Source organism: Kitasatospora purpeofusca (assembly GCF_000718025.1).
GTDB classification, from domain to species: Bacteria; Actinomycetota; Actinomycetes; order Streptomycetales; family Streptomycetaceae; genus Kitasatospora; species Kitasatospora purpeofusca.
Window position 1 is genome coordinate 43,516 of record NZ_JODS01000002.1, and the last position, 24,391, is coordinate 67,906.

At 75.0% G+C, this 24,391-nt stretch carries 22 protein-coding genes and 1 pseudogene; 12 read left to right on the forward strand and 11 right to left on the reverse strand.

The window, feature by feature from the left end:
- Nucleotides 1–287: 287 nt before the first annotated feature.
- Nucleotides 288–1,901 carry a hypothetical protein gene (locus tag IF01_RS0103305; RefSeq protein WP_051754870.1) on the forward strand — a complete coding sequence of 538 codons (1,614 nt, stop codon included), beginning with the start codon at nucleotides 288–290 and terminating at the stop codon, nucleotides 1,899–1,901.
- 1,035 nt (nucleotides 1,902–2,936) lie between these two features.
- Nucleotides 2,937–3,266 (forward strand): hypothetical protein, encoded by a 330-nt coding sequence (locus IF01_RS0103310; RefSeq protein ID WP_037778941.1) that lies wholly within the window; start codon nucleotides 2,937–2,939, stop codon nucleotides 3,264–3,266.
- A gap of 7 nt (nucleotides 3,267–3,273) precedes the next feature.
- Here the strand turns inward: IF01_RS0103310 and IF01_RS0103315 are convergent, their stop codons facing one another.
- The 6 genes and pseudogenes from IF01_RS0103315 to IF01_RS0103335 form a co-directional block, all read right to left on the reverse strand.
- On the reverse strand, nucleotides 3,274–4,044 hold the full coding sequence (locus IF01_RS0103315) for an AAA family ATPase (RefSeq protein ID WP_510991069.1): 771 nt from the start codon (nucleotides 4,042–4,044) through the stop codon (nucleotides 3,274–3,276).
- A gap of 84 nt (nucleotides 4,045–4,128) precedes the next feature.
- A pseudogene (locus IF01_RS51885) lies at nucleotides 4,129–4,599 on the reverse strand (Clp protease N-terminal domain-containing protein); the annotation flags it as partial.
- Nucleotides 4,592–5,908: a caspase, EACC1-associated type gene (locus IF01_RS43495; RefSeq protein ID WP_051754872.1), complete on the reverse strand. Its 1,317-nt coding sequence runs from the start codon at nucleotides 5,906–5,908 to the stop codon at nucleotides 4,592–4,594. The pseudogene IF01_RS51885 and the gene IF01_RS43495, both read right to left, overlap by 8 nt.
- Nucleotide 5,909: 1 nt before the next feature.
- Nucleotides 5,910–6,290: an effector-associated constant component EACC1 gene (locus IF01_RS43500; RefSeq protein ID WP_157855149.1), complete on the reverse strand. Its 381-nt coding sequence runs from the start codon at nucleotides 6,288–6,290 to the stop codon at nucleotides 5,910–5,912.
- Nucleotides 6,291–6,379: 89 nt separating this feature from the next.
- Complete coding sequence (locus IF01_RS0103330) at nucleotides 6,380–7,309, reverse strand: diacylglycerol kinase (RefSeq protein ID WP_030391708.1); 930 nt, start codon at nucleotides 7,307–7,309, stop codon at nucleotides 6,380–6,382.
- Nucleotides 7,306–8,874 carry an FAD-binding oxidoreductase gene (locus IF01_RS0103335; protein WP_030391709.1) on the reverse strand — a complete coding sequence of 523 codons (1,569 nt, stop codon included), beginning with the start codon at nucleotides 8,872–8,874 and terminating at the stop codon, nucleotides 7,306–7,308. Before IF01_RS0103335 ends, IF01_RS0103330 begins: the two co-directional genes overlap by 4 nt.
- Nucleotides 8,875–8,960: 86 nt before the next feature.
- On the opposite strand from IF01_RS0103335, the gene IF01_RS0103340 reads away from it, so the two are divergent.
- Nucleotides 8,961–9,617 carry a TetR/AcrR family transcriptional regulator gene (locus tag IF01_RS0103340; RefSeq protein WP_078879621.1) on the forward strand — a complete coding sequence of 219 codons (657 nt, stop codon included), beginning with the start codon at nucleotides 8,961–8,963 and terminating at the stop codon, nucleotides 9,615–9,617.
- A 92-nt stretch (nucleotides 9,618–9,709) separates the two neighbouring features.
- The gene (locus IF01_RS0103345) at nucleotides 9,710–11,284 is read left to right on the forward strand and encodes a glycerol-3-phosphate dehydrogenase/oxidase (RefSeq protein ID WP_030391711.1); all 1,575 of its coding nucleotides are present in this window, start codon (nucleotides 9,710–9,712) and stop codon (nucleotides 11,282–11,284) included.
- A gap of 7 nt (nucleotides 11,285–11,291) precedes the next feature.
- Here IF01_RS0103345 and IF01_RS0103350 read toward each other — a convergent pair whose 3' ends face one another.
- Together IF01_RS0103350 and IF01_RS0103355 are read right to left on the reverse strand one after the other, a co-directional pair.
- Nucleotides 11,292–11,585, reverse strand: a complete 294-nt coding sequence (locus IF01_RS0103350) for a hypothetical protein (RefSeq protein WP_030391712.1) — start codon at nucleotides 11,583–11,585, stop codon at nucleotides 11,292–11,294.
- Nucleotides 11,586–12,031: 446 nt separating this feature from the next.
- Nucleotides 12,032–12,772 carry an SDR family oxidoreductase gene (locus tag IF01_RS0103355; RefSeq protein ID WP_030391713.1) on the reverse strand — a complete coding sequence of 247 codons (741 nt, stop codon included), beginning with the start codon at nucleotides 12,770–12,772 and terminating at the stop codon, nucleotides 12,032–12,034.
- Between the two features lie 71 nt (nucleotides 12,773–12,843).
- Between IF01_RS0103355 and IF01_RS0103360 the strand changes: the two genes are divergently transcribed.
- Together IF01_RS0103360 and IF01_RS0103365 are read left to right on the forward strand one after the other, a co-directional pair.
- Nucleotides 12,844–13,857, forward strand: coding sequence for a LysR family transcriptional regulator (locus IF01_RS0103360; RefSeq protein ID WP_078879622.1), 1,014 nt, complete (start codon nucleotides 12,844–12,846; stop codon nucleotides 13,855–13,857).
- Nucleotides 13,858–13,911: 54 nt separating this feature from the next.
- Entirely contained in the window at nucleotides 13,912–14,487 is a 576-nt protein-coding gene (locus tag IF01_RS0103365; RefSeq protein ID WP_030391715.1) for a TerD family protein, read from the forward strand.
- Nucleotides 14,488–14,664: 177 nt separating this feature from the next.
- Here the strand turns inward: IF01_RS0103365 and IF01_RS0103370 are convergent, their stop codons facing one another.
- Nucleotides 14,665–15,930: an FAD binding domain-containing protein gene (locus tag IF01_RS0103370; protein ID WP_030391716.1), complete on the reverse strand. Its 1,266-nt coding sequence runs from the start codon at nucleotides 15,928–15,930 to the stop codon at nucleotides 14,665–14,667.
- Between the two features lie 222 nt (nucleotides 15,931–16,152).
- On the opposite strand from IF01_RS0103370, the gene IF01_RS0103375 reads away from it, so the two are divergent.
- From IF01_RS0103375 to IF01_RS0103385, 3 genes are all read left to right on the forward strand, one after another.
- The gene (locus IF01_RS0103375) at nucleotides 16,153–18,204 is read left to right on the forward strand and encodes an NADPH-dependent 2,4-dienoyl-CoA reductase (protein WP_030391717.1); all 2,052 of its coding nucleotides are present in this window, start codon (nucleotides 16,153–16,155) and stop codon (nucleotides 18,202–18,204) included.
- 145 nt (nucleotides 18,205–18,349) lie between these two features.
- The gene (locus IF01_RS0103380; protein WP_030391718.1) at nucleotides 18,350–18,931 is read left to right on the forward strand and encodes a PadR family transcriptional regulator; all 582 of its coding nucleotides are present in this window, start codon (nucleotides 18,350–18,352) and stop codon (nucleotides 18,929–18,931) included.
- 92 nt (nucleotides 18,932–19,023) lie between these two features.
- Nucleotides 19,024–19,770, forward strand: a complete 747-nt coding sequence (locus IF01_RS0103385; protein WP_030391719.1) for a hypothetical protein — start codon at nucleotides 19,024–19,026, stop codon at nucleotides 19,768–19,770.
- A gap of 76 nt (nucleotides 19,771–19,846) precedes the next feature.
- On the opposite strand, the gene IF01_RS0103390 is transcribed toward IF01_RS0103385, so the two are convergent.
- Complete coding sequence (locus IF01_RS0103390) at nucleotides 19,847–20,377, reverse strand: RICIN domain-containing protein (protein ID WP_030391720.1); 531 nt, start codon at nucleotides 20,375–20,377, stop codon at nucleotides 19,847–19,849.
- Between the two features lie 281 nt (nucleotides 20,378–20,658).
- Between IF01_RS0103390 and IF01_RS0103395 the strand changes: the two genes are divergently transcribed.
- Both IF01_RS0103395 and IF01_RS0103400 read left to right on the forward strand, forming a co-directional pair.
- Nucleotides 20,659–21,687, forward strand: coding sequence for an ArsR/SmtB family transcription factor (locus IF01_RS0103395; RefSeq protein WP_030391721.1), 1,029 nt, complete (start codon nucleotides 20,659–20,661; stop codon nucleotides 21,685–21,687).
- 211 nt (nucleotides 21,688–21,898) lie between these two features.
- Entirely contained in the window at nucleotides 21,899–22,351 is a 453-nt protein-coding gene (locus IF01_RS0103400; protein WP_149030239.1) for a hypothetical protein, read from the forward strand.
- A 125-nt stretch (nucleotides 22,352–22,476) separates the two neighbouring features.
- Here the strand turns inward: IF01_RS0103400 and IF01_RS0103405 are convergent, their stop codons facing one another.
- Nucleotides 22,477–23,265, reverse strand: a complete 789-nt coding sequence (locus tag IF01_RS0103405) for an NAD(P)H-dependent oxidoreductase (RefSeq protein WP_030391723.1) — start codon at nucleotides 23,263–23,265, stop codon at nucleotides 22,477–22,479.
- Nucleotides 23,266–23,362: 97 nt separating this feature from the next.
- On the opposite strand from IF01_RS0103405, the gene IF01_RS0103410 reads away from it, so the two are divergent.
- Complete coding sequence (locus IF01_RS0103410) at nucleotides 23,363–24,232, forward strand: helix-turn-helix transcriptional regulator (RefSeq protein ID WP_051754875.1); 870 nt, start codon at nucleotides 23,363–23,365, stop codon at nucleotides 24,230–24,232.
- Nucleotides 24,233–24,391 lie beyond the last annotated feature (159 nt).

The following is a 24,391-nucleotide window of genomic DNA, read 5'->3' on the forward strand; positions in this document are numbered from 1 at the left end:
AGCCCCGCCGAGTGGTGGATTGCGAAGCGCCGCACCCCCGCCGAACGGGGGTGGTTCGGCTCCGAACGTGCACCAACCACCCTTGGTGGTACAGCCCTTGAGGCGCGATCGGGACGCTGTTCACTTGTCGGACATGTCTTCGACAACCTGATTTCTCGTCAGTAACATGACGATCCGCGCGGCCGTGCGGGCCGCGCTCCCCCTGCCACACCCACCCTCGTTCCCGGGCCGGCGCGCACCGTCCGCGCGCCGCCGCCCGCGTGGAACACGCCGCTGAAAGAGCCCCGGTGAAGAGTCCTCTCGTCCCGGCCGTCCGGCCTGCCCTCGCCTCCCTGCTCCTGCTCGGCGTCGCCGCCTGCGGGCCCGCCTCCGGCGACGGACGGGCCGCTTCGGTCACCGTCGACGTGCCGTCCGCCGTCCCCGTCGCCGCCACCGGCGCGGCGAACCCGGCGGCCCCCGCGCCCGGCGGATCCCCGACCGCGCACGCCTCGGCGGCCGCCGCCGCCCGCCCCGCCGGCAAGGCGGCCACTCCGGCCCCGAGCGGATCCTCCGCCGCCGCACCCCCGGCCTCCTCGGCCCCGCCCGCTGCCGCCGTCGCGCCGACGGCGGGCCCCGCCCCGCTGCCGCTGCCGGTCGCGGCCGCGCAGCCCGGTGCGCAGACCGTGGCGGTCGGCACCCCGTCCGCCGACGGTGCCGCCGCCACCCCGGCGGCCACCGACCTCCGGCTCACCGCCTACGACCCGGCCGCCGGCACCGCCGTCCTGTCCGCGCCCGCAGCGCCCGCAGCGTCCTCCGCCCCCACTCCCACCCCCACCACGTCCTCGCCCTCCGCCGTCCCGGCCCTCACCCAGGCGGTCCAGCCCGGGCGCCTGCTCGCCAGCCCGCCCACCGACGCCGCCCCGCAGGGCGCGCTCCTCGCCGTCACCGCCGTCCACCCCGGCGCCGGCAACACCATCAGCCTGGCCACCCGCCCGGCCACCCTGCCCGAGCTGCTCGGCGCCGCCGAGGCCGACGGCACGGTCCCGGTCGACCCCAAGGCGATCAAGGTCACCCCGCTGGTCAAGGACGTCACGGCCACCGTCGGCCGGGAGAACGGCACCACCAAGGCCGAGGCGTCCGGCACCCTGGAGGTCGACGCCAAGGCCCCGATCCCGCTGCCGGGCGGTGCCACCGCCGAGGCCACCGGCGAACTCTCCCTCCACCCGTCCGTCCGCTTCGCCTACCACGGCGCCGGTGTCGGCACCCCGCGCACCGCCTCCATCGGCTTCGACCTCGGCGCCCGAGCCCACTGGAAGGTCACCGGCGACTTCGCCCGCGCCACCGCCGCGCCGGTCCGGGTCCCCTTCGCCAAGCTCCAGGCCAGCCCGGTGCTGAACGTCGCCGGGCTGCCGGTCGTCGTCAACCTCGCCCTCACCTGCTACCTGGAGGTCGGCGCCGACGGCCAGGTCCACGTCGAGGCCGAGCAGGAGGCCACCGGCACCTGGGCGGTCCGCGCCGACTGGACCGGCGGCGGCCGCGGCTGGACCTCCGCCGCCGACGCCCCCGACACCAAGGTCTCCCCGGTCCACGTCCGCCTCGACGGCAAGGCCGCCGTCCGCGCCGCCCTCGGCACCGAGGTCAGCGTCGGCCTCTACGACGCGGTCGGCGTCGAGGCCACCGTCGCCCCCTACCTCCAGGCCAAGGCCGACGGCTCCCTCGCCGTGGACGTCCCCGGCGGCACGCCCCGCATCCAGGGCAGTTGGGCCCTCGTCGGCGGCATCGACCTCAACGGCGCACTCCTCGCCCACCTCAAGATCTTCGGCACCCCGCTGATCGAGGGCCGCCTCCCCCTCCCGCCCTTCCACCGCGAATGGCCCCTCCTCACCGGCACCCTGCCCACCCCGCCAGCCCCGAAGGGCTGACCCGACGCCTCACCGACCGAACGCCCCCCTGCCGCAGGCTCCGTGCGGCAGGGGGGCGTTCCACGTGCGGGGATCCATGGACCTGCCGTACAGGAAGTCGGTGGGTCCGACTTCCTGTACGGGGAGGGCGCGATCCGTCGTCCTGCCCAGTCGCGACCGGTGCCCGCGGTGGGTGGGGCGTTTCTTGTGGCTCTGAGCGGAACTCCGTGAAATCCAGGTCGTGGGCATGAATCAAGGGCCGTTCTGCTGCGGGACGACCTAGTAGTGCTTTGTTGGACGGCTTGTCGCATCGTGTGGTCGCTAGTTCTTTGTTGGTGTGAGGGCTGGGGAGCTTGCGTTGCGGCGGGGGTCGGTTGAAGGTCGGCAATTGGTCCATGATCTGCATCCGAAGGGGCCGTGCCTCGTAGAAGACCGGCTTCGATCCGGCCGCGGGAACGCGGTTGGGGTAGCCCTGGGGGCGGTATCGCGATGTCCCAGGTCTGTCGGGAGCGGCGGATGCCGCTGTCCGTGTGCTTGCACGGGAGCGATTGTCCCCGGGCATCGTGGCGGTGGCGCTGAGCGTGTGGTCCGTGCGCGTCAATGGCACGAGACGCCGGTGGAGGCAATCGGAGGCGGAGTTCACCTGCCCCTGCTGGGGCGAGGGTTGGGCCCGGGACAAGCTGCAGGACGCTCTGTTCATGCTTCCGCCACGGGCCGCCGGCGAACTCCGAGTGCAGGGTCGAGCGCCTGGACGCGGTGCTTCTCGGGCGGACGCATCACGAGCCGACGGAAGACCCGGGGTTGCCGTGGTGGCACCGTAGATGCTGACTCTCCGGTCGGCGCCGGTTGTGGTGCCGTTCCTTGGCCGTGGGTGCCATCGAGGGCCCGATGGGTTGGGCCGCGTGCGGGTATCCATGGATCTGCCGCGCAGGAAGTCGGCGGATCCGACTTCCTGCGCGCGGCGGCTCGATTCGTGGCCGCAGCACCTCCACGGCCGCCCTTGGGGAGTGCCCGCTGCCGGAGGTGTTGTCAGTGGTTCGTGCCAGGATCCGGTTCATGCTGGAGATCACGGTGCGGACGGAAGACGACCGGGACCACCCGCGGCCGGATGCCGAGGGGTTGGCCGGGCTGGTGCGGCGGATCGGGGGGAGGCGGGACCGCTTTCTGGTGGTCGAGCGGATACCCGACGAGCCCGACGTCTATGTGCAGGTGTGGCACGAGAGCGGGGGTGATTACTCCTTCGAGTACCGGGACGGCGGCGCCGACCGGCACTTCCAGGTGAAGCTCGACGGCCCCGAGCCGGTGATCGACGCCATGGCCGCCTGGGCCCGCCGTGAGCCGGGGTGGGGGGAGGGCTTCGCCTGGGAGGCGCTGGAGTTGGGGTAGCGGCGGCTCAGCTCATGGACCACACGGTCGGGTCGTGCGGGACGGGAGGGGAGAGCACCGGTGGGCGGGGGGCCACCGGGAGGGCGGCGGCCGCGCCGGCCGTCCGGGTCACCACCTCCTCGGTGACGCTCGGCGTCGTGCCGGAGGGCACCGGTCCGGAGCGGACCTGTGCGCTCGCCTCGTCCAGCAGGTCGATCGCGGCACCCGGCAGGGCGTGGCCGGGCAGGTAGCCGTGGGCGAGTCGGGCGGCTGCGGCGAGGGCCTCGTCGGTGATCTCGACCTCGTGGTGGTCGATCAGCCGCTGCCGGGCGCTGCGCAGGATCTGCAGCACGTCCTCCGGCGCCGGTTCGGCCACCGGTACCGGTTGGATCCGCCGGTCGAGGCCCGAGTCCCGCTCCCACCGTCGGTGGTCGACGGAGCCGGTGGCCGCGACGATCGAGACGCCGGGCACGTCGAACACGGGCCGGAAGAAGGCCAGCGCCTCGGCCTGCCCCTCCCGGGTGCGGACGACGGAGAGGGCGTTGTCGAGGAAGAGGATGAGGTTCGAGGACCGGAGGATGTCCCCCACCAGTTCGGCCATCACCTCGGTGAAGCGCCCGTGGTGCCGGGGGTCGGTGAACAGCGCGGTGATGTCGAGGCGGAGGACGCTCCGGCCGAGGAATCGCGAGGGGACCTCCTGGCGGACGACGGCCTGTGCCAGCCCGGCCGCGATGCTGGTTTTCCCCACCCCGGGATCGCCCACCAGCAGCGCGACGTTGCGGGCCCGCCGGCTGAGCACCTGGAGGACGCGGTCGATGTCCGGTTGTCGGCCGACGATGCCTTCCGCCGGTCGGAGGAGCGCCTCGGCACTGACGTTCCGGCTGAGCAGGACGAGCGTCGTGGGAGGTTCCTGGAGCTCGAGCGAAGCCAGGATTTCGAGGATTGGCTGACGGACCCGGCCGGCGTCGATCCTGGCGGACGAGAGTACTTTTGCGGCGACACCGCTTTCTTCGCGGAGGAGCCCCAGCAGGATGTGTTCGGTGCCGATGTAGTCATGGCCGAGGTCCGCAGCTTCGTTGCTCGCCAGCTTCAGCACTGTCTGGACCATCCGGCTCGGCGGACGCTTGCCAGGAGCGTTGGAGTCACCGGGACTGAGCCGGCGGTCGATCTCCCGGCGGAGGAGGTCGGGCGACACCCCGAGGCTGCGCAGTGCTGTGACGGCAACCCCTTCGCCAAGATGGACAAGGCTCAACAGCAGGTGCGCGGTCCCCACTTCGGAGTGGCCGAGTCGTCGCGCCTCGTCCTCGGCCCCTTCGACGACTCGCCGTGCGCGGTCGGTGTAACCCTCAAACACTCCGTTGCCCCCGCTCCAGCACCGCCAGCTCCTTCCGCGCCCGTACCGTGTGCGGGTGCTGCGTGCCCAGCACCCGGTCCCGCTCCGCGACGAGTTGCCGCAGCAGTGCCGTCGCCTCCTCCTCGGCGCCCGTCAGCGCGAGGTTCCGGGCCAGCATGTGCCGGGTCCGCAGGGTGTCCTCGTGTTCGCTGCCGAGGAGGCGGCTGCGGTCGGCGAGGAGGACCCGTAGGACGGCGATGGCCTCCGTCCGGTGGCCGGCCTCGCCGAGGTTGACGGCGAGGAACTGGCGGGTGTGCAGGGTTTCCGGGTGGTCCTTGCCGAGCAGGCGGGCGTGGGCGGCGGGGAGGGGCCGCAGCAGGCGGGCGGCTTCGGCCGGGTCGCCGGCGCCGCCGACGCAGTGGGCGTGGGCGCGGCGACAGCGCAGGGTGTCCTCGTGTTCGGCGCCGAGGAGGCGGGTCTGCTCCTCCAGTACTCCTTGGAGGGAGGCGGCGGCGCCGGCCCAGTCGCCCTCCAGGGCCTGCTGTTCGGCGGCCACCTGCCGCTCGCGCAGTGCGGGGGCGACGTTGTCGGCGTAGATCCGGTTGTGGCCGAGGGCGATCAGGTTGGCGCTCTCGGTGGTGCTGTTGAGGGGGACGGGCAGGCCCTCGGCGACCATCAGGCTGACGAGGCGCTGGTACAGGTCGTCGACGGTGAGGTACTCCGGGCCGCCGGCTATGCCCTCGCGCAGCAGTCGGATGAGCCGTCCGGAGAAGGCGGTGTGGTCCTCGCCGGGCGGGGAGAGGGAGACCTGGTCGCGCTGGGCGGAGGTCAGCACGTAGGTGCCGGAGACTTCCAGTTGGTTGATGGTGCCGGTGCCGCCGGCCATGGTGCCGGTCACGGCGCGGCCGGAGAAGCAGCAGTCCAGCACGATGATCTTGGTGGTGGCGCGGCTGTTGAGCACGGTGCCGCGCAGTTTGTCGTACTCGATCGAGGTGAAGTCCGGGTCCCCGTACTCGCTGTCGGGCAGCGCGAGATAGAGGTCGTGCCGGCGGCCGCCGACCAGTCCGTGGCCGGTGAAGTAGACCAGGAGCAGGTCCTCGGCGGCCCGAGCGGCCTCGCGCAGCTGGCGGCCGACCCGGCCGAGGTCGGCGTCGTCGAGGAGGACGGTGCAGTGCTCCTCCGGGACGACCCCGTGGTCCGGGTCGGTGAACAGGGTCGCCAGGTCGGCCACGGTGCGCCGGACCGCCGGGAGGTCCGGCAGGTCCGGGTCCGTGTACGTGCTCGCGCCGACCAGCACGATCCGGGACCGCAGGGGGTCCGGGAGGCGCACCTCAGCCCTGCTCGGGACCGGACGGGGTCCGGCCCTCCGGCTCCTGGCTCTCCAGCGCGGTGCGCAGGAGGTCCTCCAGGTCCCCGGCGCGCACCCGCTTGGCGTCGAGTTCCAGCGTCCCGCCGTCGGCCCGACGGATCTTCAGCCGGACGTCGCTGCGCCGGGGCTGGGCGAACCAGACGCGCAGGGAGGAGGCGAGCACCGAGAGTGCGCCGCCGGCGCCGAGGGCGACGGTGACGGCGTCCAGCACCGAGCCCATCTCCCCGGGCGCGGGCGCACGCCCGGTCAGGGTGACCCGGGTCAGGCCCGGTTCGCCCCGGAGCCAGTCGGTCAGCGATTCGGCCTCCGCGACGGTCTCCCCACCGGTCACGGAAATGTGCACGTCCACAGGTGCCCCCCACAAGGCTGGTTCTGGACGGAGTCGAGAGCGGTCAGTCTACTGATCCGCCCGACAGTTGCGGGAGTTCCCGATCATTGCTCGGGACCGTGGTCCGGGACGAGCAGCCGCAGCGCCCCCGGCACGACGGTGACCTCGACCGGCAGCGGTGCCATGAACTCGCCGTCCGCGTAGGCGGTGATGCCGGGGGAGTCGAGGCGCAGCGAGGTGGTGCGGTGGGTGGTGACCTCGGGCCGGGCGGTGTGGGTGCCCTTGAGCAGGGTGGGGAAGAAGCGGGCGATCCGCCGCCGGGGCATGGCGTCGACGAGGGTGACGTCTAGCAGGCCGTCGGCGGGGTCGGCGTCGGGGCAGATGAGCATCCCGCCGCCGTAGCTGCTGGTGTTGCCGACGGCGGCGAGGGTGAGGTCGCGCTCGATCTGCGTCCCGTCGGCGAGGGTGATCCGGAACGGCAGCGGGCGGAGGTTGGCGAACTCCACGGCGATCGCGAGGTTGTAGCGCATCCGGCCGCGCGGCCAGCGCAGCCGGTTGGTGCGGTCGCTGACCAGGGAGTCGAAGCCGCTGGCGAGGACGGAGCCGAACCAGCGGGTGGTGCCGTCGGCGGCGGTGACCCGGCCGAGGTCGACGGTGCGGGTGCGGCCGGCGGCGACGGTGTCGGCGGCGGCCTCGGGGGTGTCCCGGGGCAGGCCGTGGGCGCGGGCGTGGTCGTTGCCTGTGCCGGCGGGTATCACGCCGAGCGGGGTGGCGGTGCCGGCCACGGCCTGGAGGGCGAGGTTGATCATGCCGTCGCCGCCGACGACGACCAGGGCGTCGCAGGTCGGCGAGGCGACCGCCTCCCGGGCGAGCGCGAGCGACTCGGCGGCGGAGCCGCCCGCCCGCGGGTCCACGGTGATGCCGTGGGCGCGCAGGCGGGCGGTGGCGCGGTGGGCCGCCGGTTCGGCGTGGCCGGCCGCGGCCGCTGGGTTGGTGAGGAGAACGACGCGGGCGATGGTTCTCCGGTCGCTCACGGGATCAGCTTGCCCGGGTTGAGGATGCCGGCGGGGTCGATCTCGGCCTTGACGGCGCGCAGGATGCGCACGCCGAGGTCGCCGATCTCGTCGGCCATCCAGGGGCGGTGGTCGGTGCCGACGGCGTGGTGGTGGGTGATGGTGCCGCCGGACCGGACGATGGCGTCGCAGGCGGCCCGCTTGGCGGCGCCCCACTGCTGCAGCGGCTCCTCGCCGAGGGCGGCGACCACGGTGAAGTAGAGCGAGGCCCCGGTCGGGTAGACGTGCGAGATGTGGCACAGCACGAGCGAGCCGGGCAGGGCCTCGGTCAGCGCGGTGGTGACGGCGAACCGCAGGGCGTGCAGGTCGCGCCAGCCGGCGGCGGTCTCCAGGGTCTCGCACAGCGCGCCCGCGTCGAGCAGCGAGTCGCGCAGGTACGGGGCGTTGAACCGGCCGTGCTCCCAGGCCCGGGCGGGGGCCTCGCCGAGCGAGGTGCCGCCGGCGGCGAGCAGGGCGGCACGGGTGAGCTGGTGGCGGGCGGCGACCTGCTCGGCGGTGCCCTCGAAGACGGTGACCGCGAGGCAGCCGGTGACGGCGGCCTCGCCGCCGATCCTCTCGGTCATGGCCAGGTTGATCATCGTCTCGGCCTCGTCGGAGAGCCGGATGACGGTCGGGCCGGTGCCCTGCTGCTCGACGGCGCGCAGCGCGGCGGCGCCGGTGGTGAAGTCGGGGAACGACCAGGCCTCGTACGCCTTGACGGCGGGCACGGGGTGGACGCGGACCCGGACGGCGGTGATCACGCCGAGGGCGCCCTCGGAGCCGAGGAACAGCTCGCGCAGGTCGGGGCCGGCGGCGGAGGCGGGGGCGCGGCCGAGGTCGAGCACGCCGGTCGGGGTGACCACCCGCAGGCCGCGCACCATGTCGTCGAACCGTCCGTGGCCGGCCGAGTTCTGGCCGGAGGAGCGGGTGGCCGCGAAGCCGCCGATGGTGGCGAAACGGAAGCTCTGCGGATAGTGGCCGAGTTCGAAGCCGCGCTCGGCGAGCAGGGCCTCGGCGGCCGGGCCGGTGAGACCGGCGCCGAGGAGGGCCTCGCCGGAGGTCTCGTCGAGGTCGAGGAGCTGGTCGAGCCGGCGCAGGTCGAGCGAGACGACGGCGGCGAACGACCCGCGCTCCGGGTCCAGTCCGCCGACGACGCTGGTGCCGCCGCCGAACGGCACGACGGCGATCCGGCGCTCGGTGCAGATCGCGAGCAGCGCGGTGATCTCGTCCTCGCCGCCGGGCAGCACGACGGCGTCGGGCGCGTCCTGCGGGTCGCGCGAGCGGCGGCGCAGCAGGTCGGGGGTGGACTTGCCGCCGGCCCGGGGGAGGCGGTCGGCGTCGGCGGTGCTGAGGTGGGCCTCGCCGACGACGGTGGCGAGCGCCGCGAGGTCGTCGGGGGTGAGGGCGGACGGCCGCAGGACGACCTCCGAGGCGTCGGGCCCGGGCGCGGCGTCGCCGGTGACGCCGAGGGCGGCGGCGAGCAGGCCCTTGATGTCGGCGGACAGCTCCTTGGCGAGGGCCGGGTCGCCCCAGGCGTCCCACTTCATCGGGGGGAGCGGCAGGGTGGCCGTACCGGTGAGGGTCGCCGGTGCCGCTTGCTTCTCGGGGGTCATGCGTTACAGTTTTACACATCATGTCAAGTAGTAACGAGCTTCACGAGCCGACCGCCGAGCGCGCCGCCGGGCCTGCCGCCGGGCCTGCCGCCGAGCGCGGTACGGAGCGTGCCGCCGAGCGCGGCACCGATGACGCGATCCTCGACGCCGCCGCCGAGCTGATCGTCCAACTCGGCGTCGGCCGCGCCCAGTTGGCCGAGATCGCGCGCCGCGCCGGAGTGAGCCGGCCGACCGTCTACCGGCGCTGGCCGGACGTCCGCGCCGTGATCGGCGCGCTGCTCACCCGGGAGATCGCGGCCACCCGGGACGCCGTCCGGCTCACCGGTACCGACCGGGGCGCGTTCGTCGACGGCGTGGTCGAGGTGGCCGTCCGGCTGCGCGACCACCCGGTGCTGGGCGCGCTGCTGCGTTCCGGCGACTCCGACACGCTCTTCGAGTACGTGGTCGACCGCCTGGGCGCCAGCCAGCGCGGACTGCTGGAGGCGCTGCGGTCGGGGATCGAGCAGGGGCAGCGGCACGGCTCGATCCGGGCCGGGGAGCCGCTCGAACTGGCCGCGATGGTGCTGCTGATCGCCCAGTCCACCGTGCAGTCGCACCGCATGGTGGCCCCGGTGCTGCCCGAGGAGGCCTGGCGGCGGGAGCTCGCCCGGGCCCTCGACGGGTACCTCGCGCCGTAGTTCCGCGTCCCCAGGTCCCCGCGTCCCCACGTCCCCGCGTTACGCCCGCCCGCCCGCGCACCGCCCGCAGACCGACCGCCTCGGAGGCGCAGATGACCACCACCGCCGGGCCCTTCGCCGGGACCGCCCGACTCACCGCCCGCCGCCGCGAGTTGGAGCTCTCCGCGCTCGCCGACCGCCCGTCGGTCGACCTGCTGGTGATCGGCGGCGGTGTCACCGGCGCGGGCGTCGCCCTGGACGCGGCCGCGCGCGGGCTGTGCGTGGTGCTGGTGGAGTCCCGCGACCTCGCCTTCGGGACCAGCCGTTGGAGTTCCAAGCTCGTCCACGGCGGTCTGCGCTACCTCGCCTCGGGGCGGATCGGGGTGGCCCGGGAGAGCGCCGTCGAGCGCGGTGTGCTGATGACCCGCACCGCCCCGCACCTGGTCCGGCCGCTGCCCCAACTGGTGCCGCTGCTGGACGGGTTGTTCCGCCCCGGCCAGGCCGCGCTGGTCCGGGTCGGCTTCCACGCGGGCGACGCGCTGCGGCTGAGCGCCGGTACGCCGGGCGGTCTGCTGCCCCGGGTCCGCCGGGTGGGCGCCGACCGCGCCCGGGCCCTGGTGCCGGGCCTCCGCGGCGCGGGCCTGTCCGGCGCGCTGGTCGCCCACGACGGCCAACTGATCGACGACGCACGCCTGGTGGTGGCACTGGCCCGCACCGCGGCGCAGTACGGGGCGACCGTGCTCACCCGGGTGCGCGCCGAGGAGGTCACCGGGACGGGCGCCCGGCTCGTCGACACCCTCACCGGGGCGTCGTTCTCCCTGAACGCCCGCGCCGTCGTCAACGCCACCGGTGTCTGGGCGGGCGAGGTGGACCCGTCCATCCGGCTGCGGCCCAGCCGCGGCACCCACCTGGTGGTGGACGCGGCCGCGCTCGGCCGGCCGCTCGCCGCGCTGACCGTCCCGGTGCCCGGCTCCACCAGCCGCTTCGTCTTCGCGCTGCCGCAGCAGCTCGGCCGGGTGGCGATCGGCCTCACCGACGAGGACGCGCCCGGTCCGGTCCCGGACGAGCCGCAGCCCTCCGAGGCCGAGGTCGACTTCCTCCTCGACACCGTGAACGGCGCCCTGGAGACGGCACTGACCAGGGCCGATGTGCGCGGCGCCTACGCGGGGCTGCGTCCGCTGATCGACACCGGCGACGGCGCCACCGCCGACATCTCCCGGCAGCACGCCGTCCTGGAGTCGCCGAACGGCGTGATCACCGTGGTCGGCGGCAAGCTCACCACCTACCGCCGGATGGCCGAGGACGCCGTGGACACCGCCGTCCGGCTGCGCGAGCTGTCCGCCCGCGCCTGCTGGACCGCCCGGCTGCCGCTGGTCGGCGCGCCCGGCCACCGCGACAGCCGCCCGGTGCCGGAGGGAGAGGTGGCGGCCTCGCTGCTCGCCCGGCACGGCGGCGCGGCCACCGAGGTACTCGCGGTCGGCGAGGAACTCCTCGGCGCCGGGTACGGGGCGCCGGTCGCCGACGGGATCGACGTCAGCCGCGCCGAGATCGCGTACGCGCTCACCCACGAAGGCGCGCTGGACGTCGAGGACGTGCTGCACCGGCGCACCCGGATCGGCCTCGTCCCGGCGGACGCCGAGCGCGCCCGCGCGGCCGTCGAGGGGATCACGGCGAAGGCCTCGATCTGACCGCGTTCTAGTGCCCGGTCCGCTCCGCCATCGGCTGCACGTCCGCACCGAGCTCCAGCGTGCAGCTGAGCGGCCGCTCCGGCGCGCCCGTCCGCTCCAGCCGGACGGCCAGCGGCTGCGGCGGTTGCTCGGCCAGCTGCGCGGCGAGCACCAGGGGGTACACCCCGTGCCCGTGGACGCGGTGGAAGGCCACCTCCTTGCCGTCCACCAGCACCTCGGTCTCGGTGATCCACCCGGACCGCACGTTCACCGTGACGGAGTGCCCGCCCCGGTCGAGGTGGAAGCTGTGCCGCTGGCGCATTGAGGACCTCCCGGCGACTGCCGTCGGCGAGCCCGGCCGCCCGGCGTCGAGCCCGGTCGTCCGGCGTTGAGCACGGCCGCCCGGCGGTGCGGACGGCACGCGCCACGCTAGCCGATCACCGCCCGGACGGCCTCCGGGAAAGGTGGCCGGGGACAGCCGCCGGGGAAGGCCGTCGGGGAAGGTCATTGGGCCGTCGGGACATCGCGAGGGAGACCGGGGCGGTCCTTCGGGAGGACTCCTTACCGTGCCGGCTGTCCGGGGACGCCGGCTTCTTCGTGCGCCTCGGCCACGACTACCACCCGCACATCGGCCTCACCCGCGCGCCGGAGGCGGCCGTGGCGGCGACCCGGCGGTCCGGCCTCCACATCGACCCGTTCGAGTCGCCGTACCTGGACCTGGACCGAGCCGCCCGGGCCTCTCGGCCTCGGCGCGCGGGTGGCCGCGGGTCAGGCCAGCCGGCCGCCGCCGTCGACGTGGAGGACGGTGCCGGTGACGAAGGGGCTGGTCATGGCGAAGTGAACGGCGCGGACGAGGTCGTCGACGGTTCCGGTGCGGCGGGCCGGGTTGCGGTCGGCGACGGAGCGCAGGAAGGCGGCCTTGTCGGGGCCCAGGCCGTCCCAGGCGCCGGTGTCGACGATGCCGGGGGAGACGGCGTTGACCCGGACCGGGGCGATCTCGACCGCGAGGGCCTGGACGAGGAAGGCGAGTGCGCCGTTGGTGGTCGCCATCACGGTGCGGGCGGGGGCCGGGCGCCAGGCGGCGACGCCGGAGAAGAAGGTGAAGGAGGCGCCGTCGGGGGTGTCGGTGGCGGCCTGCGGGGCGAGGTGCTTGGCGAGCAGCAGCGGGCCGTAGACCTTGGCGGCGAACGCCCGGTGGATGTCGGCGAGTTCGAGTTCGGCGAGCGGGCCGTTGGCGGGCATGGCGGCGGTGGAGACCAGGTGGTCGAAGCGGCCGGTGGCGGCCGCGAGGGCGGCGACGGACGCCTCGTCGGCGAGGTCGACGGGGACGGTGCGGGCGGGGCCGGGCAGTTCGCCGGCCGTCCACTCCAGCTTGCGCGGGTCGGGGCCGGCGAGGACGAGTTCGGCTCCGGCGGCGGAGGCGGCGTGGGCGAGGGCCCGGCCGGTGCGGGAGCCGGCGCCGATCACGACGACGCGGCGGGAGGCGAGGGGGAGAGTGCTGTCGGTCATGGGACAAGGCTGTTCCGACCAGGGGTGATGCGTCCAAGGCTTGTTTTCGAAGAGATCCATAAACTGGCTGCATGACCACGCTCCGACAGTTCGAGTACCTGGTGACCGTCGTCGACACCGGGTCCTTCACCCGTGCCGCCGAGCTGCTGCACGTCACCCAGCCGGCGCTCTCGCACCAGGTGCGGGCGCTGGAGAAGGCCGTCGGCGGGCCGCTGCTGGAGCGGCTGCCGCGGGCGGTGCGGCCGACGCCGATGGGGCGGGCGGTGCTGCCGCACGCGCGGGCGGCGCTGGCGGACGCCGAGCGGCTGCGCGCGGCGGCCCTGAGCGCGGCCGGACTGGCGGGCGGGGAACTGGAGTTGGCGACGGTGTACTCGGTGAGCCTGGGGCTGCTGCCGCCGGTGCTGCGGGCCTGGCGGGCGGCGCACCCGAAGGTGCGGATCCGGCTGCGGGAGTTCGCGCACACCGAGGACCTCCGGGCGGCGATGACGGCGGGCCAGGCGGATGTGGCGGTGGGGCCGCTGCCGACCGGCTGGGAGGGGCCGATCCGGGAGCTGGGGACGGAGGAGTTCGTCCTGGTGCTCCCGTCCGACGATCCGGAGGGGGCGGACGGGCCGGAAGGGCTCGGCAGGCCGGACGGCGCCCCGGTGCCGCTGGCGGCGCTGGCCGGGCGCGACTGGGTGCACTACGCCCCCGGCAACGGCCTGGCGGACGTGCTGGACGCGGCCTGCGCCGAGGCCGGGTTCCGGCCCGGGGTGGCGGTGCGCACCGAGCAGACGGCGGCGGCGCCGCTGCTCGCGGCCGCCGGGCTGGGCCCGGCGCTGGTGCCCGCGAACATCGTGCCGCCGGGCTTCGACGGGCTGGTGCGACGACCCGAACCGCCGGTGCGGCGACCGTTGGTGGCGTACACCAGGACCAGGCCGGACGCGCTGACGACGGCGTTCGTCGAGCTGCTGTCCCGTCGGGTCCGGCTGCTGCCCGACATCGCGGCCGGTGCAGCGGCCGGTGGGGCGGATGGCGGGACGACCGGCGGGGCGAAGGGGGGAACGGCCGGATCGGCGGATGTGCCGACCGACGGATTCTCGTGATCTCTACAGTGCTGTAGATTCGTTTGGCAGGGAGAGCAACCGAGGAGGGCAATCGTGGGAGTTTCGCTGGCCAAGGGCGGCAACGTCTCGCTGACCAAGGAGGCGCCGGGCCTGACGGCCGTCATCGTCGGACTCGGCTGGGACGTCCGCACCACCACCGGCGCCGACTACGACCTGGACGCGAGCGCGCTGCTCTGCAACGCGCACGGCAAGGTGGTCTCGGACCAGCACTTCGTCTTCTTCAACAACCTGCGCAGCCCGGACGGTTCGGTCGAGCACAGCGGCGACAACCTGACCGGTGGCGGCGACGGCGACGACGAACAGATCAAGGTCGACCTGGCCGGTGTCCCGGTCGACGTGGCCAAGGTGGTCTTCCCGGTGTCGATCTACGACGCCGACGCCCGGTTCCAGAGCTTCGGTCAGGTGCGCAACGCCTTCATCCGGATCGTCAACCAGGCCAACGGCCAGGAGCTGGCCCGGTACGACCTCACCGAGGACGCCTCCACCGAGACGGCGATGGTCTTCGGCGAGCTGTACCGCAACGGCGCCGAGTGGAAGTTCCGCGCGATCGGCCAGGGTTACGCCTCCGGCCTGCGCGGCATCGCGACCGACTACGGCGTCAACGTCTGACGGCGGGCACCCGGGGCGCCGGGAGCACGTGAACGGGCCACTTCAACGGGCCGGTTCAACGGGCCGGTTGAACGAGCCACGCGAACGGGCCGGTTGAACCGGCCACGTGAGCAGGCCACTTGAACGGGCCACCGGGCGGTCGACTGAGCGGGTCGCCGCCCGGTGGCCGACCTGCGGTCAACGGCCCTCGGGGACCTGTGGGTTCGACTTCCGCTCCAACGCCAGCCCGCCGAACCCGCCCGAGGTGCCCAGCTGGTCGCGCCACCACGCGGCCATCGCCGGCCCGTCCACGCCCGACCAGTCCGGCGCCCCGGTGACCTGCGCCCGCCCGAGCCTGCGGCTGAGCTCCACCAGCGCCCGCCCCGCCGCGCCGCGCTCGCGGTCGTAGCCGGGCAGCAGATCGGCCCAGCCCTCCGCCGCCCGCCAGGCGTCCTCGAAGGCGGACGCGTCCTGCAGTGCCTTCGCCGCGCCGCTCGTGGTGTGCGGGCGGACCAGTGTCGCGGCGTCCCCGGCGAGCAGCAGGCGGCCGGCGGTGCGGCGCGGGGTCTCCAGATCGTGGATCGGCTGGAGCAGGATCCGCTCGACGGGCGTCAGGTCGACCACGCCGGCCCAGTACGGCGGCAGGACGCGCTCGGCGAGCGCGGACAGTTCGCCGCGCCGGGCGGCGTCCAGCGAGCCGACCGCGAAGCCGAGCGGGTCGGTGCCGCCGGCGGTCCGCAGCCAGTCGGGCGCGGGGGCGTAGAAGACCCAGTTCACCAGGGTGGTGCCGGGGGTCAGCCCGGGGATCCGGTAGAGCACGACCTGTCCGCCGGGGTAGCAGGCGGTGATCACCTCCGCCTCGGGCCACTGGGCCGCGCCGCCCGGGAGCCGGTCGAGCAGCCGGGCGTCGAAGCTGCCGCGCCAGGCGACGTACCCGGCGTACTCGGCCCGGGCCTCCGGGCAGACGGCGGCGCGCACCACCGACCGGTGGCCGTCGGCGCCCACCACCAGGTCGTAGGGCTCGCGCCCGCCGACCGCCGTCTCCACCCAGGCCGGTCCGGCGAGGTCGGTGCCGCCGGCCGCCGTGACGGCCGTCCCGGGGCGGAACTCCACCCGCTCGGGGGTGCGTTCGTGCAGGCCCTGCCACAGCACGCCCCAGTGGAACGAGTGCATGGCCATCGACTGCACCCACAGCACCCGCCCGCGCGGGGCGCCCGCCGGGTCCTTGGCCACCCAGTGCCGGGTGGTGAGCGGATGGTGGCGGATGCCGTCGTCCAGGTGGCCCGCCAGGACCAGTTCGTCGTAGCGGTCCAGCAGGACGCACAGGCCCACCCCGCGGTCCTCCAGGTGCCCCGGGCTGCGCTCCAGCACGGTGACCCGCTCGGCCCCGCCCCGGGCCGCCGCCCGTGCGAAGGCGCAACCCGCGATGCTGCCGCCGACCACGGCGACCGATCCACCCCGCACGACCGCTCCCCCTCCTCGCCGGGGCGCCAGCGGCCCCGTCCGTCGTCCCGTCGACCATACGCCGTGGACTGACGGCCCGTCAGTGCAGTGTCCGAGGTGTTCCCTGGATCACTTATGCAACTGGTTGCATAGGGTGCTCGGGCTCGCCTACCGTGTGGTGGCCAGCCACCCCCTCCGCCCTCCCGACCACCGCCCCGCCCGCCCCCGCCAGGAGAAGCCGCGATGACGACGACCGCCAGCACCCCGCCGCCCTACCCGCACCTGCTGCGCCCGCTCGACCTCGGCTTCACCACCCTCCCCAACCGCGTGATCATGGGTTCCATGCACGTCGGCCTGGAGGAGGCCGAGAACGGCTTCGAGCGGATGGCCGCCTTCTACGCCGAACGCGCCCGCGGCGGCGTCGGCCTCATCGTCACCGGCGGCATCGCCCCCAACGAGGCCGGACGCCCCTGGGACGGCGGCGCCAAGCTCACCACCGAGGAGGAGGCGGACAGGCACCGCGTCGTCACCGACGCCGTGCACGCCGCAGGCGGCCGGATCGCGCTCCAGATCCTGCACTTCGGCCGCTACGCCTACCACCCCGCCCTGGTCGCCCCCAGCGCCGTGCAGGCCCCGATCAGCCCGTTCCCGCCCCGCGCCCTCACCGCCGAGGAGGTCGAGGCCACCGTCGACGACTTCGCCCGCTGCGCCGAACTCGCCCGCCGCGCCGGTTACGACGGTGTCGAGATCATGGGCTCCGAGGGCTACCTGATCAACGAGTTCGTCGCCGCCGCCACCAACCACCGCGAGGACGAGTGGGGCGGCAGCTACGAGAACCGGATGCGCTTCCCGGTCGAGATCGTCCGCCGGGTCCGGGAGCGGGTCGGACCGGACTTCATCCTGATCTACCGGCTCTCCATGCTCGACCTCGTCCCCGGCGGCTCCACCCTGGACGAGGTGGTCCGGCTCGCCAAGGCGGTCGAGGCGGCCGGCGCCACCATCATCAACACCGGCATCGGCTGGCACGAGGCGCGCATCCCCACCATCGCCACCTCGGTGCCGCGCGGCGCCTGGGCCTGGGTGACCGAGCGGGTCATGGGCTCGGTGTCCGTGCCGCTGGTCGCCACCAACCGGATCAACACCCCCGAGCTGGCCGAGCGGCTGCTCGCCGACGGCTGCGCCGACCTGGTCTCGCTCGCCCGCCCGCTGCTCGCCGACCCGGACTTCGTCGCCAAGGCCGCCGCGGGCCGCCCCGAGGCCGTCAACACCTGCATCGGCTGCAACCAGGCCTGCCTGGACCACACCTTCAGCGGGAGGATCACCTCCTGCCTGGTCAACCCGCGCGCCTGCCACGAGACCGAGCTGGTGCTCGCCCCGACCCGGCGGGCCAAGCGGGTCGGCGTCGTCGGCGCCGGACCGGCCGGCCTCGCCTGCGCCGTCACCGCCGCCGAGCGCGGCCACCGGGTCACCCTCTTCGACGCCGCCGCCGTCATCGGCGGGCAGCTCGACATCGCCCGCCGGATCCCGGGCAAGGAGGAGTTCGCGGAGACCCTGCGCTACTACCGCCACCGGCTGGAGGAGCTCGGCGTGGAGCTGCGGCTCGGCAGCTGGGTCGACGCGGCCGCGCTCGCCGCCGAGGGCTTCGACGAGGTCGTGCTCGCCACCGGCGTCAGCCCGCGCGTCCCCGACCCCGCCGACCTGCCGGGCGTCGACCACCCCAGCGTGCTCGGCTACCTCGACGTGCTGCGCGACGGGGCCGCCGTCGGCGAGCGGGTCGCGATCCTCGGCGCGGGCGGCATCGGCTTCGACGTCGCCGAGTTCCTCACCGACGCCGGCGACGCGCCCAGCCTCGACCCGGCCGTGCACCGCCGGCACTGGGGCATCGACGGGGACTACCGCGAGCGCGGCGGCCTCGCCCGCCCCGAGCGGCCCGAGCCGCCGCGCCGGGTCCACCTGTTCCAGCGCCGCACCACCAAGGTCGGCGCCGGACTGGGGAAGACCACCGGCTGGATCCACCGCACCGAGCTCAAGCACCGCGGCGTCGCCATGGTCGCCGGCGCGGGCTACGACCGGATCGACGACGCGGGCCTGCACTTCACCGTCGACGGCGAGCCGCAGCTGCTGCCGGTCGACACCGTGGTGCTGTGCACCGGCCAGGAGCCGCGCCGCGACCTGGACGCCGCCCTGCGCGCCCTGGGCGTCACCCCGCACCTGATCGGCGGCGCCGACGAGGCCGCCGAACTCGACGCCAAGCGCGCCGTCAAGCAGGGCACCGAGCTCGCCGCCGCCCTCTGACCCCGGGGCGCCGCCGCGGCCGCTCCCTCCGGGACGCCACCCCGCACGACCTGCCGCGAGGCGCCCCGCACGAGCCGTTGCCCCCGGGACGCCGCCCCGCACGAGCCCGCACCGGCCGTGCGGGGCGGCACCTAGGATCGGTGCCATGTCGCTGCCGCACGCCATCCTCACCGCCCTGCTGGAGCAGCCGTCCTCGGGGCTGGAGCTGACCCGGCGGTTCGACAGGTCGATCGGCTTCTTCTGGTCCGCCACCCACCAGCAGATCTACCGCGAGCTGGGCCGGCTGGAGACCACCGGGCTGATCCGGGCGCTCCCGCAGGCCGGTCCGGTGCGCGGGCAGAAGAAGGAGTACGAGGTACTGCCCGCCGGCCGGGCCGAACTGGCGCGGTGGACGGCCGCCGCCGACGACCCCCGGCCGATCCGCGACCCGCTGGTGCTGCGGCTGCGCGCCGCCGCCGTGGTCGGCACGGCCGGGCTCGAAGCCGAGCTGCGCCGCCATCTCGACCTGCACCGGGCGCAGTTGGCCCAGTACGAGGCGATCGGGCGGCGCGACTTCCCGGCCGGCGAGGAGGACGGGGCCGATCCGCTCCAGTACGCGGTGCTGCGGGCCGGTGTCGGGCTGGAGTCCTTCTGGGTGCGGTGGCTCGCGGAGACCGTCGAGAGCCTGCCGCCGGCACCGGGCGAGCCGCCGGCAGAAGGCCCGGAAACCCGGGAAAACCGCTCCTGACCTGCACCTTCACGCTCCGGGCGGGCGCTCCCCGGGGGCCGGTGGGACACTGGACGCCTGTCCCTCCGCGACCTCATCGATCGGGGGCCCGTATGTCCCTCCCGAGGCATCTCCGCGCGCTCACCGCGGCGGCCGTCGCCACCGTGCTCACCCTCGGCACCGCCCAGCTCGCGGCGGGAGCACCACCCGCGCCCACGTCCGCCTCCGCCGTCACGGCGGCGGCGCCTCTGCTGCCGACCGACGAGCAGCTCCGGGCGGCCCTGCTGACCGCCGCCGAGATCGGCCCCGACTTCACCGAGGTCCCGGCCGGCCCGGACTCCTCGCCGGAGGCGGGCGCCTCCCCGGTGGCCGGCTGCGACGCCCTGCGCGCGCTGCTGAACCGGGACCCGTCCGGCGCCTCCGCCCAAGGACCGCACCAGGAAGTGCAGTTCGACGGACCGGACGGCACCCCGATGATCACCGAGTCCCTCAGTGCCGAGGAAGCGGCCCGGCTGGACGCCGACTTCGCCACCGTCGGCTCCGCGTTCGCCGACTGCCACAGCATCACCTTCACCGACAACACCGGCGCGGCCGTGACCTTCTCGGTGACCCCGATCGCCCTCGGCGACCGCGCCGGGGCCCCGGCCGTCCGCCTCGACGGCGACCTCGCCGGCGTCCGGCTCAACGGCTACCTCGGCATCGAGCGCCTCGGCGACGTCGCCCTCGCCTACGGGTTCTTCCAGCGCGACTCCGACGACTCCCAGCTCGCCTCGCTCTACTACCGCGCGGCCGTCGCCAAGGCCGAACGCACCCTGGGCGTCCAGGCGGGCGTCACGACGGCCCCGGGCTCCGCCGTCTGACCGCCGCCCGAGCCGTCCGACCGCCGCGGGGCGGCCCCGGTCGCGCCGGGACCGCCCCGCTCCGCCGGTGCCGGGCTCAGCGCAGCACCCACTGCTGGTAGGCGCTCTCCTGGCACTGCCACATGTTGACGTCGCGCCGGGCGCCGCCCGCCGAGTAGTAGTCCTGGAGGCACAGGCCGGACGCCACGTTCTTGAACACGACCGCGTTCGGGCCGTGCGGGAGCAGTTCCCAACGCTGGGTGGCGGCACCGGAGCAGGCCCGCTGGATCACAGGGCTGTAGGTGTTGAGCGTGGTCGGTTCGAGACACAGGCCGGACTTCTGCACCCGCAGCTCGGTGGCCCCGTCGGCCCCGGTGTCCGACCAGAAGCGCTGGTTCGAGTCGTTCTTGCAGTCGAACTCCTGGAGCACCGCGCCCTCGGCGGTGGAGGCGCCGCGGATGTCCAGGCACTTGCCCTGGACCACGTTCACGTAGCTGTGCAGCACCGGCGCCGCCTGCGCGGGCGCGGCCAGCACGGTGGCGGCGGCGAGCACCGACCCGGCGACGACGCCGGAGCGGAGGGCGAGGCGGAGGCCGGAGCGGACGGTGGACTGGCGGCTGGATCGCATGATCGGTGCACTCCCGGTCTGGTGACGGTCCGGACGCCCCGCAGCGGGGCGCCCCGGCCGCCAGTCTCGGCGTCCGGAAGTGTTCGCCCCAAGACCCTTCGGGCTCCATCGAATTCGGGCGTGGCAATGTCCGTGACGTGCCACGAACCGGTCAGAGCCGGGCAACGCCCCCGTCGGGCCGGGCGCGTGCGCATACGGTGGACCCGAGGACGCGACGGGGCCGGCCGCCACCGCCACCGTGCTGGCCGCGCCTCGCCGGGGAAGCCGACGGAAGGACCGGATTGCTGCGTATCCACTTCACCCACGACGACCTGACCAGGGTGCGGATCGCGCGGGCACCCGACCCGCTCACGGAGACCGTACTGAGCCTGTCGCTGGTACAGACCCGCGGGATGGGCGGCGTGGCACTGGAGGGGTGGCGCAGCATGACCCGCGGGCGCCTGCGCCCCGAGCTGCGCATGCTGTTCGAGCTGGCGACCTCGGCGGGTGTGGTGGAGGCGCCGGAGGCGTTCCTGCACGCGGGCACCGGCAGCCTGGAGGACAGCTTGGAGCAGACCTGGTCGCTGCCCCGGCAGTTGTGGGCGGCGGACCTGTGCGCCCTGGAGTACCTGCGCCCGACGGCGCCCCGCTGGGTCCGCGAACTGCACCGGGGCGACCGCGAGTGGCGCGGCCTGGTGCAGCGCAGGCTCCGCGAGTACCACGCCTTCGCGGTGGCGCCCTACTGGCCGCAGTTGCTGGCCGCCACCCACACCGAGCGCACCGGGCGGGCGCTGGCGGCCGCCGACACCGGACTGGACGGTCTGCTCGGCTCGCTGCACCCGGACGTCCGCTGGGAGTCACCGGTGCTGTCGCTGCCCTGTCCGATCGACGCCGACCTGACGCTGCGGGGTACCGGGATCGTCCTGGTGCCCACCTTCTTCTGGCCCGAGCCGCTCGCCCTGACGGACAACCGGGGCTTCGAGTACCCGATCGTGCTGCACTACCCACTCGCCCGCGACCTGGCCACCTACCGGGCGGTCTGGGCGGCCGCCGCCCCGGCGGAGCCCGACGGCGCGCTCGTCGCGCTGCTCGGCGCCACCCGCGCCCGCACCCTCCGGGCGGTCGCCGACCCGGCGGGCACCGCCGAACTCGCGCGCCGCACCGGCACCTCGCCCGCCACCGCGAGCCACCACGCCACCGTCCTGCGCTCCGCCGGCCTGCTCACCACCGAACGCTCCGGCTCCGGCGTCCGCCACACCCTCACCCCGCTGGGCCAGGCCCTCCTCGACGACCGCCCGGTCCCGCCCGCCTCCGGCCCCGGGACGGCCTGACGGGTCGGCCCCTGTCGCGCGGGCGGCCCGGGGCGCCGGGCCTTCCGTCGCCGACGCCCCGCCCACGCGCGTCCGCCGGTGGTTTCCGGCCGACCGCTCGGCCGGGTGCCGCCTCAGCACTCGGCCGGTCGGCCGCCGCAGGTAGCCTGTCGACCCGCATCGATCTGCATCGACAGGGGCGACCGAGGTCCGCCCGGCGGGGGAGGGGACAGTGGGGAGCACGGCCGAGGAGGGCCCCGGCATACCGGATCCGGGGAGGCCCGGGCCCGGCCCGGTCCACCTGCCGGGGGACCCGACACCGGTGGGCGACCCGGTGCACGGGCCGGTGCGCGGCTGCCTGTCGGCGATCGGCCGGTTCCTCGGCGAACTGCTGGGGGAGCTGGTGCTCGGCACGCTGCTCGCGCTGCTGACCACCGCATCCCTCGCCGGTGTCTTCGTGCTGGCCGAACTCGCCCACCGCCGGGACCCGCTGCTCGCCTGCGCCCTGGGCGCCGTCGCCGTCCTGCTGCTGCTCCTCGGCGTGCGGCAGTTGCGCCGCCCGAGGGAGCGGCGCGGCCGCGTCGGCCGGATCCTGGCCGCCGGTACGGCCGGGTTCGGGGTGTGGCTGCTGGCCTGCGTCGGCTACGCCTCGCTGCGCGAAGCCCTGGACCTCGCGACCTTCTGACGCGACCGGCCCTCCGACGCGACCGGCCCCCTGACCCGACCGGCCCTCCGACGCGACCGGTCCCCGGGGGCGCCGGTCGACCCCTGTACGGTCGGCGCCCCCGGGGACCGGGGACTGGTGTGCGCTCAGCGCCGGTGGAGCGAGAGGCCGGTGGTGCCGGTCCGCTCCACGCCCTCCTGCAGGCGCATGTCGCGTCCGTAGTCGCCGCCGTCCAGGCGGCGGAACGGGACCGGCTCCTCGCTGAACAGGGCGTCCAGGCGCTGTCCGTAGGCTTCCGCGGCGGCCTCGAACTCCTCGGCCGACAGGCCCTCCGACCGGTACACGGCGAACGGTTCGAGGGCCGCGATGCCGCTGAACCAGAACACCCCGTGCTGCAGCGGGAACAGCAGGTCCGCCAGCGGCCCGTGCGCGCCCCGGTCGGTGAACGCGGACTCGCGGCCCCCGACGCTCACCGCGAGCAGACCGCGCTTGCCGCCCAACGCGCCCTCGCTGTACGGCGGGGGGACGTCCGGGCCGTGCGCGAAGCCGAAGGTCAGCACCCGGTCGATCCAGCCCTTGAGGATCGCGGGTGCCGAGAACCACCACAGCGGGAACTGGAACACCACCGCGTCCGCCCGGCGCAGCTTCTCCTGCTCGGCGGCGATGTCGGCCGAGAGCCGCCCCGCGCGGGTGGCCTCGTCCTGGGCGCCGAGCACCCCGAGGCGGGTGTCCGCCGGGTGGTCGGGGAAGTCGTCGGCGTCGAGGGCGGCGTGCCACTTCATCGCGTACAGGTCGGAGACCTCCACCTCGTGCCCGGCGGCGCGCAGCCGGGTGACTGCGAAGTCGCCCAGCGCGGCGGTGAGCGAGCGGGGTTCGGGGTGGGCGGTGACGACGAGGACGCGCCGGGGCCGCTGCTGCGGGGTGTGGTTGCTCATGGCTCCACCCTCGCCGGGGCGGCGGACCGCAGCCAGGTCCCTGCTGTTCCGGCGGACTCCGGATCCTGGTAACGGGAGGGCCACCATACTGGAGCGTATGGAGACCACCGCCGCCGCTCGTGCCGCCGTTCCCCGCCCCGCCCTGGGGGAGTTCCTGCGGGCCCGCCGGGCCCGGGTCGCACCGGAGCTGGTCGGGCTGACGGCCGGTGGACGGCGGCGGGTGCGCGGGCTGCGCCGCGAGGAGCTGGCGCAGTTGGCCGGGATCAGTGTCGACTACTACGTCCGGCTGGAACAGGGGCGGTCCACCCAGCCGTCGTTCGAGGTGCTGGAGGCGCTGGCCCGCACCCTGGGCCTGTCGGCGGCGGAACGCCGCCATCTGGACACCCTGGCGGGCTCCCGTCGGCTGCCGCCGCCGGCGCCCCGGGTGAGTCCGCTGCTGCGCGGCATGCTGGACGCCCTGGGCGCGGGGATGCCGGCCTTCGTGACCGACCACCGGCTCGATGTGGTGGCCTGGAACCCGCTGGGCGCCGAACTCATCGGCGGCCTGGGGGAGTCGGGGGGCCGGCGGGACCGCAACCAGGCCCGCTTCCTGTTCCTGGACCCCGCCGCCCGCACCGTCCACCCGGAGTGGTCGGACCGGGCCGCCGAGGCGGTCGGCCAGCTGCGGGCCTCGGCGGGCACCTGGCCGGACGATGCGGAGCTGACCGGTCTGATCGCCGAACTGTCGTCGGCGAGCCCGGAGTTCCGCCGGATCTGGGACTCCGGCGAGGTGATGAACTGCACCTCGGGCCACAAGCGGCTGCACCACCCGGTCACCGGGACCCTGTCGCTGGACTTCGAGGCCCTGCACGTCCCGGCCGCGCCGGGCGAGACCGGTCTCGTGGTGCACGTCTTCTCGCCGGGGCCGGACGCGGGCGCCGCCGCGGCCCTGGCCCGGCTGGGCGGGGCGGTGGACGCGGGGCACTGAGGGGCCGGCCTCCGGGGCGCCGAGGGCCCACCACCTGCGGCGCCGAGGGGCCACCGCCTCCCGCGCCACCGCTACGGCGAATCCGGCGGATCGATCACGACTTGATCCGGGCCCTGTCCCCGGCCGCGCCGGTCGGGCCCCGGAACCGGGCCGCCGCGC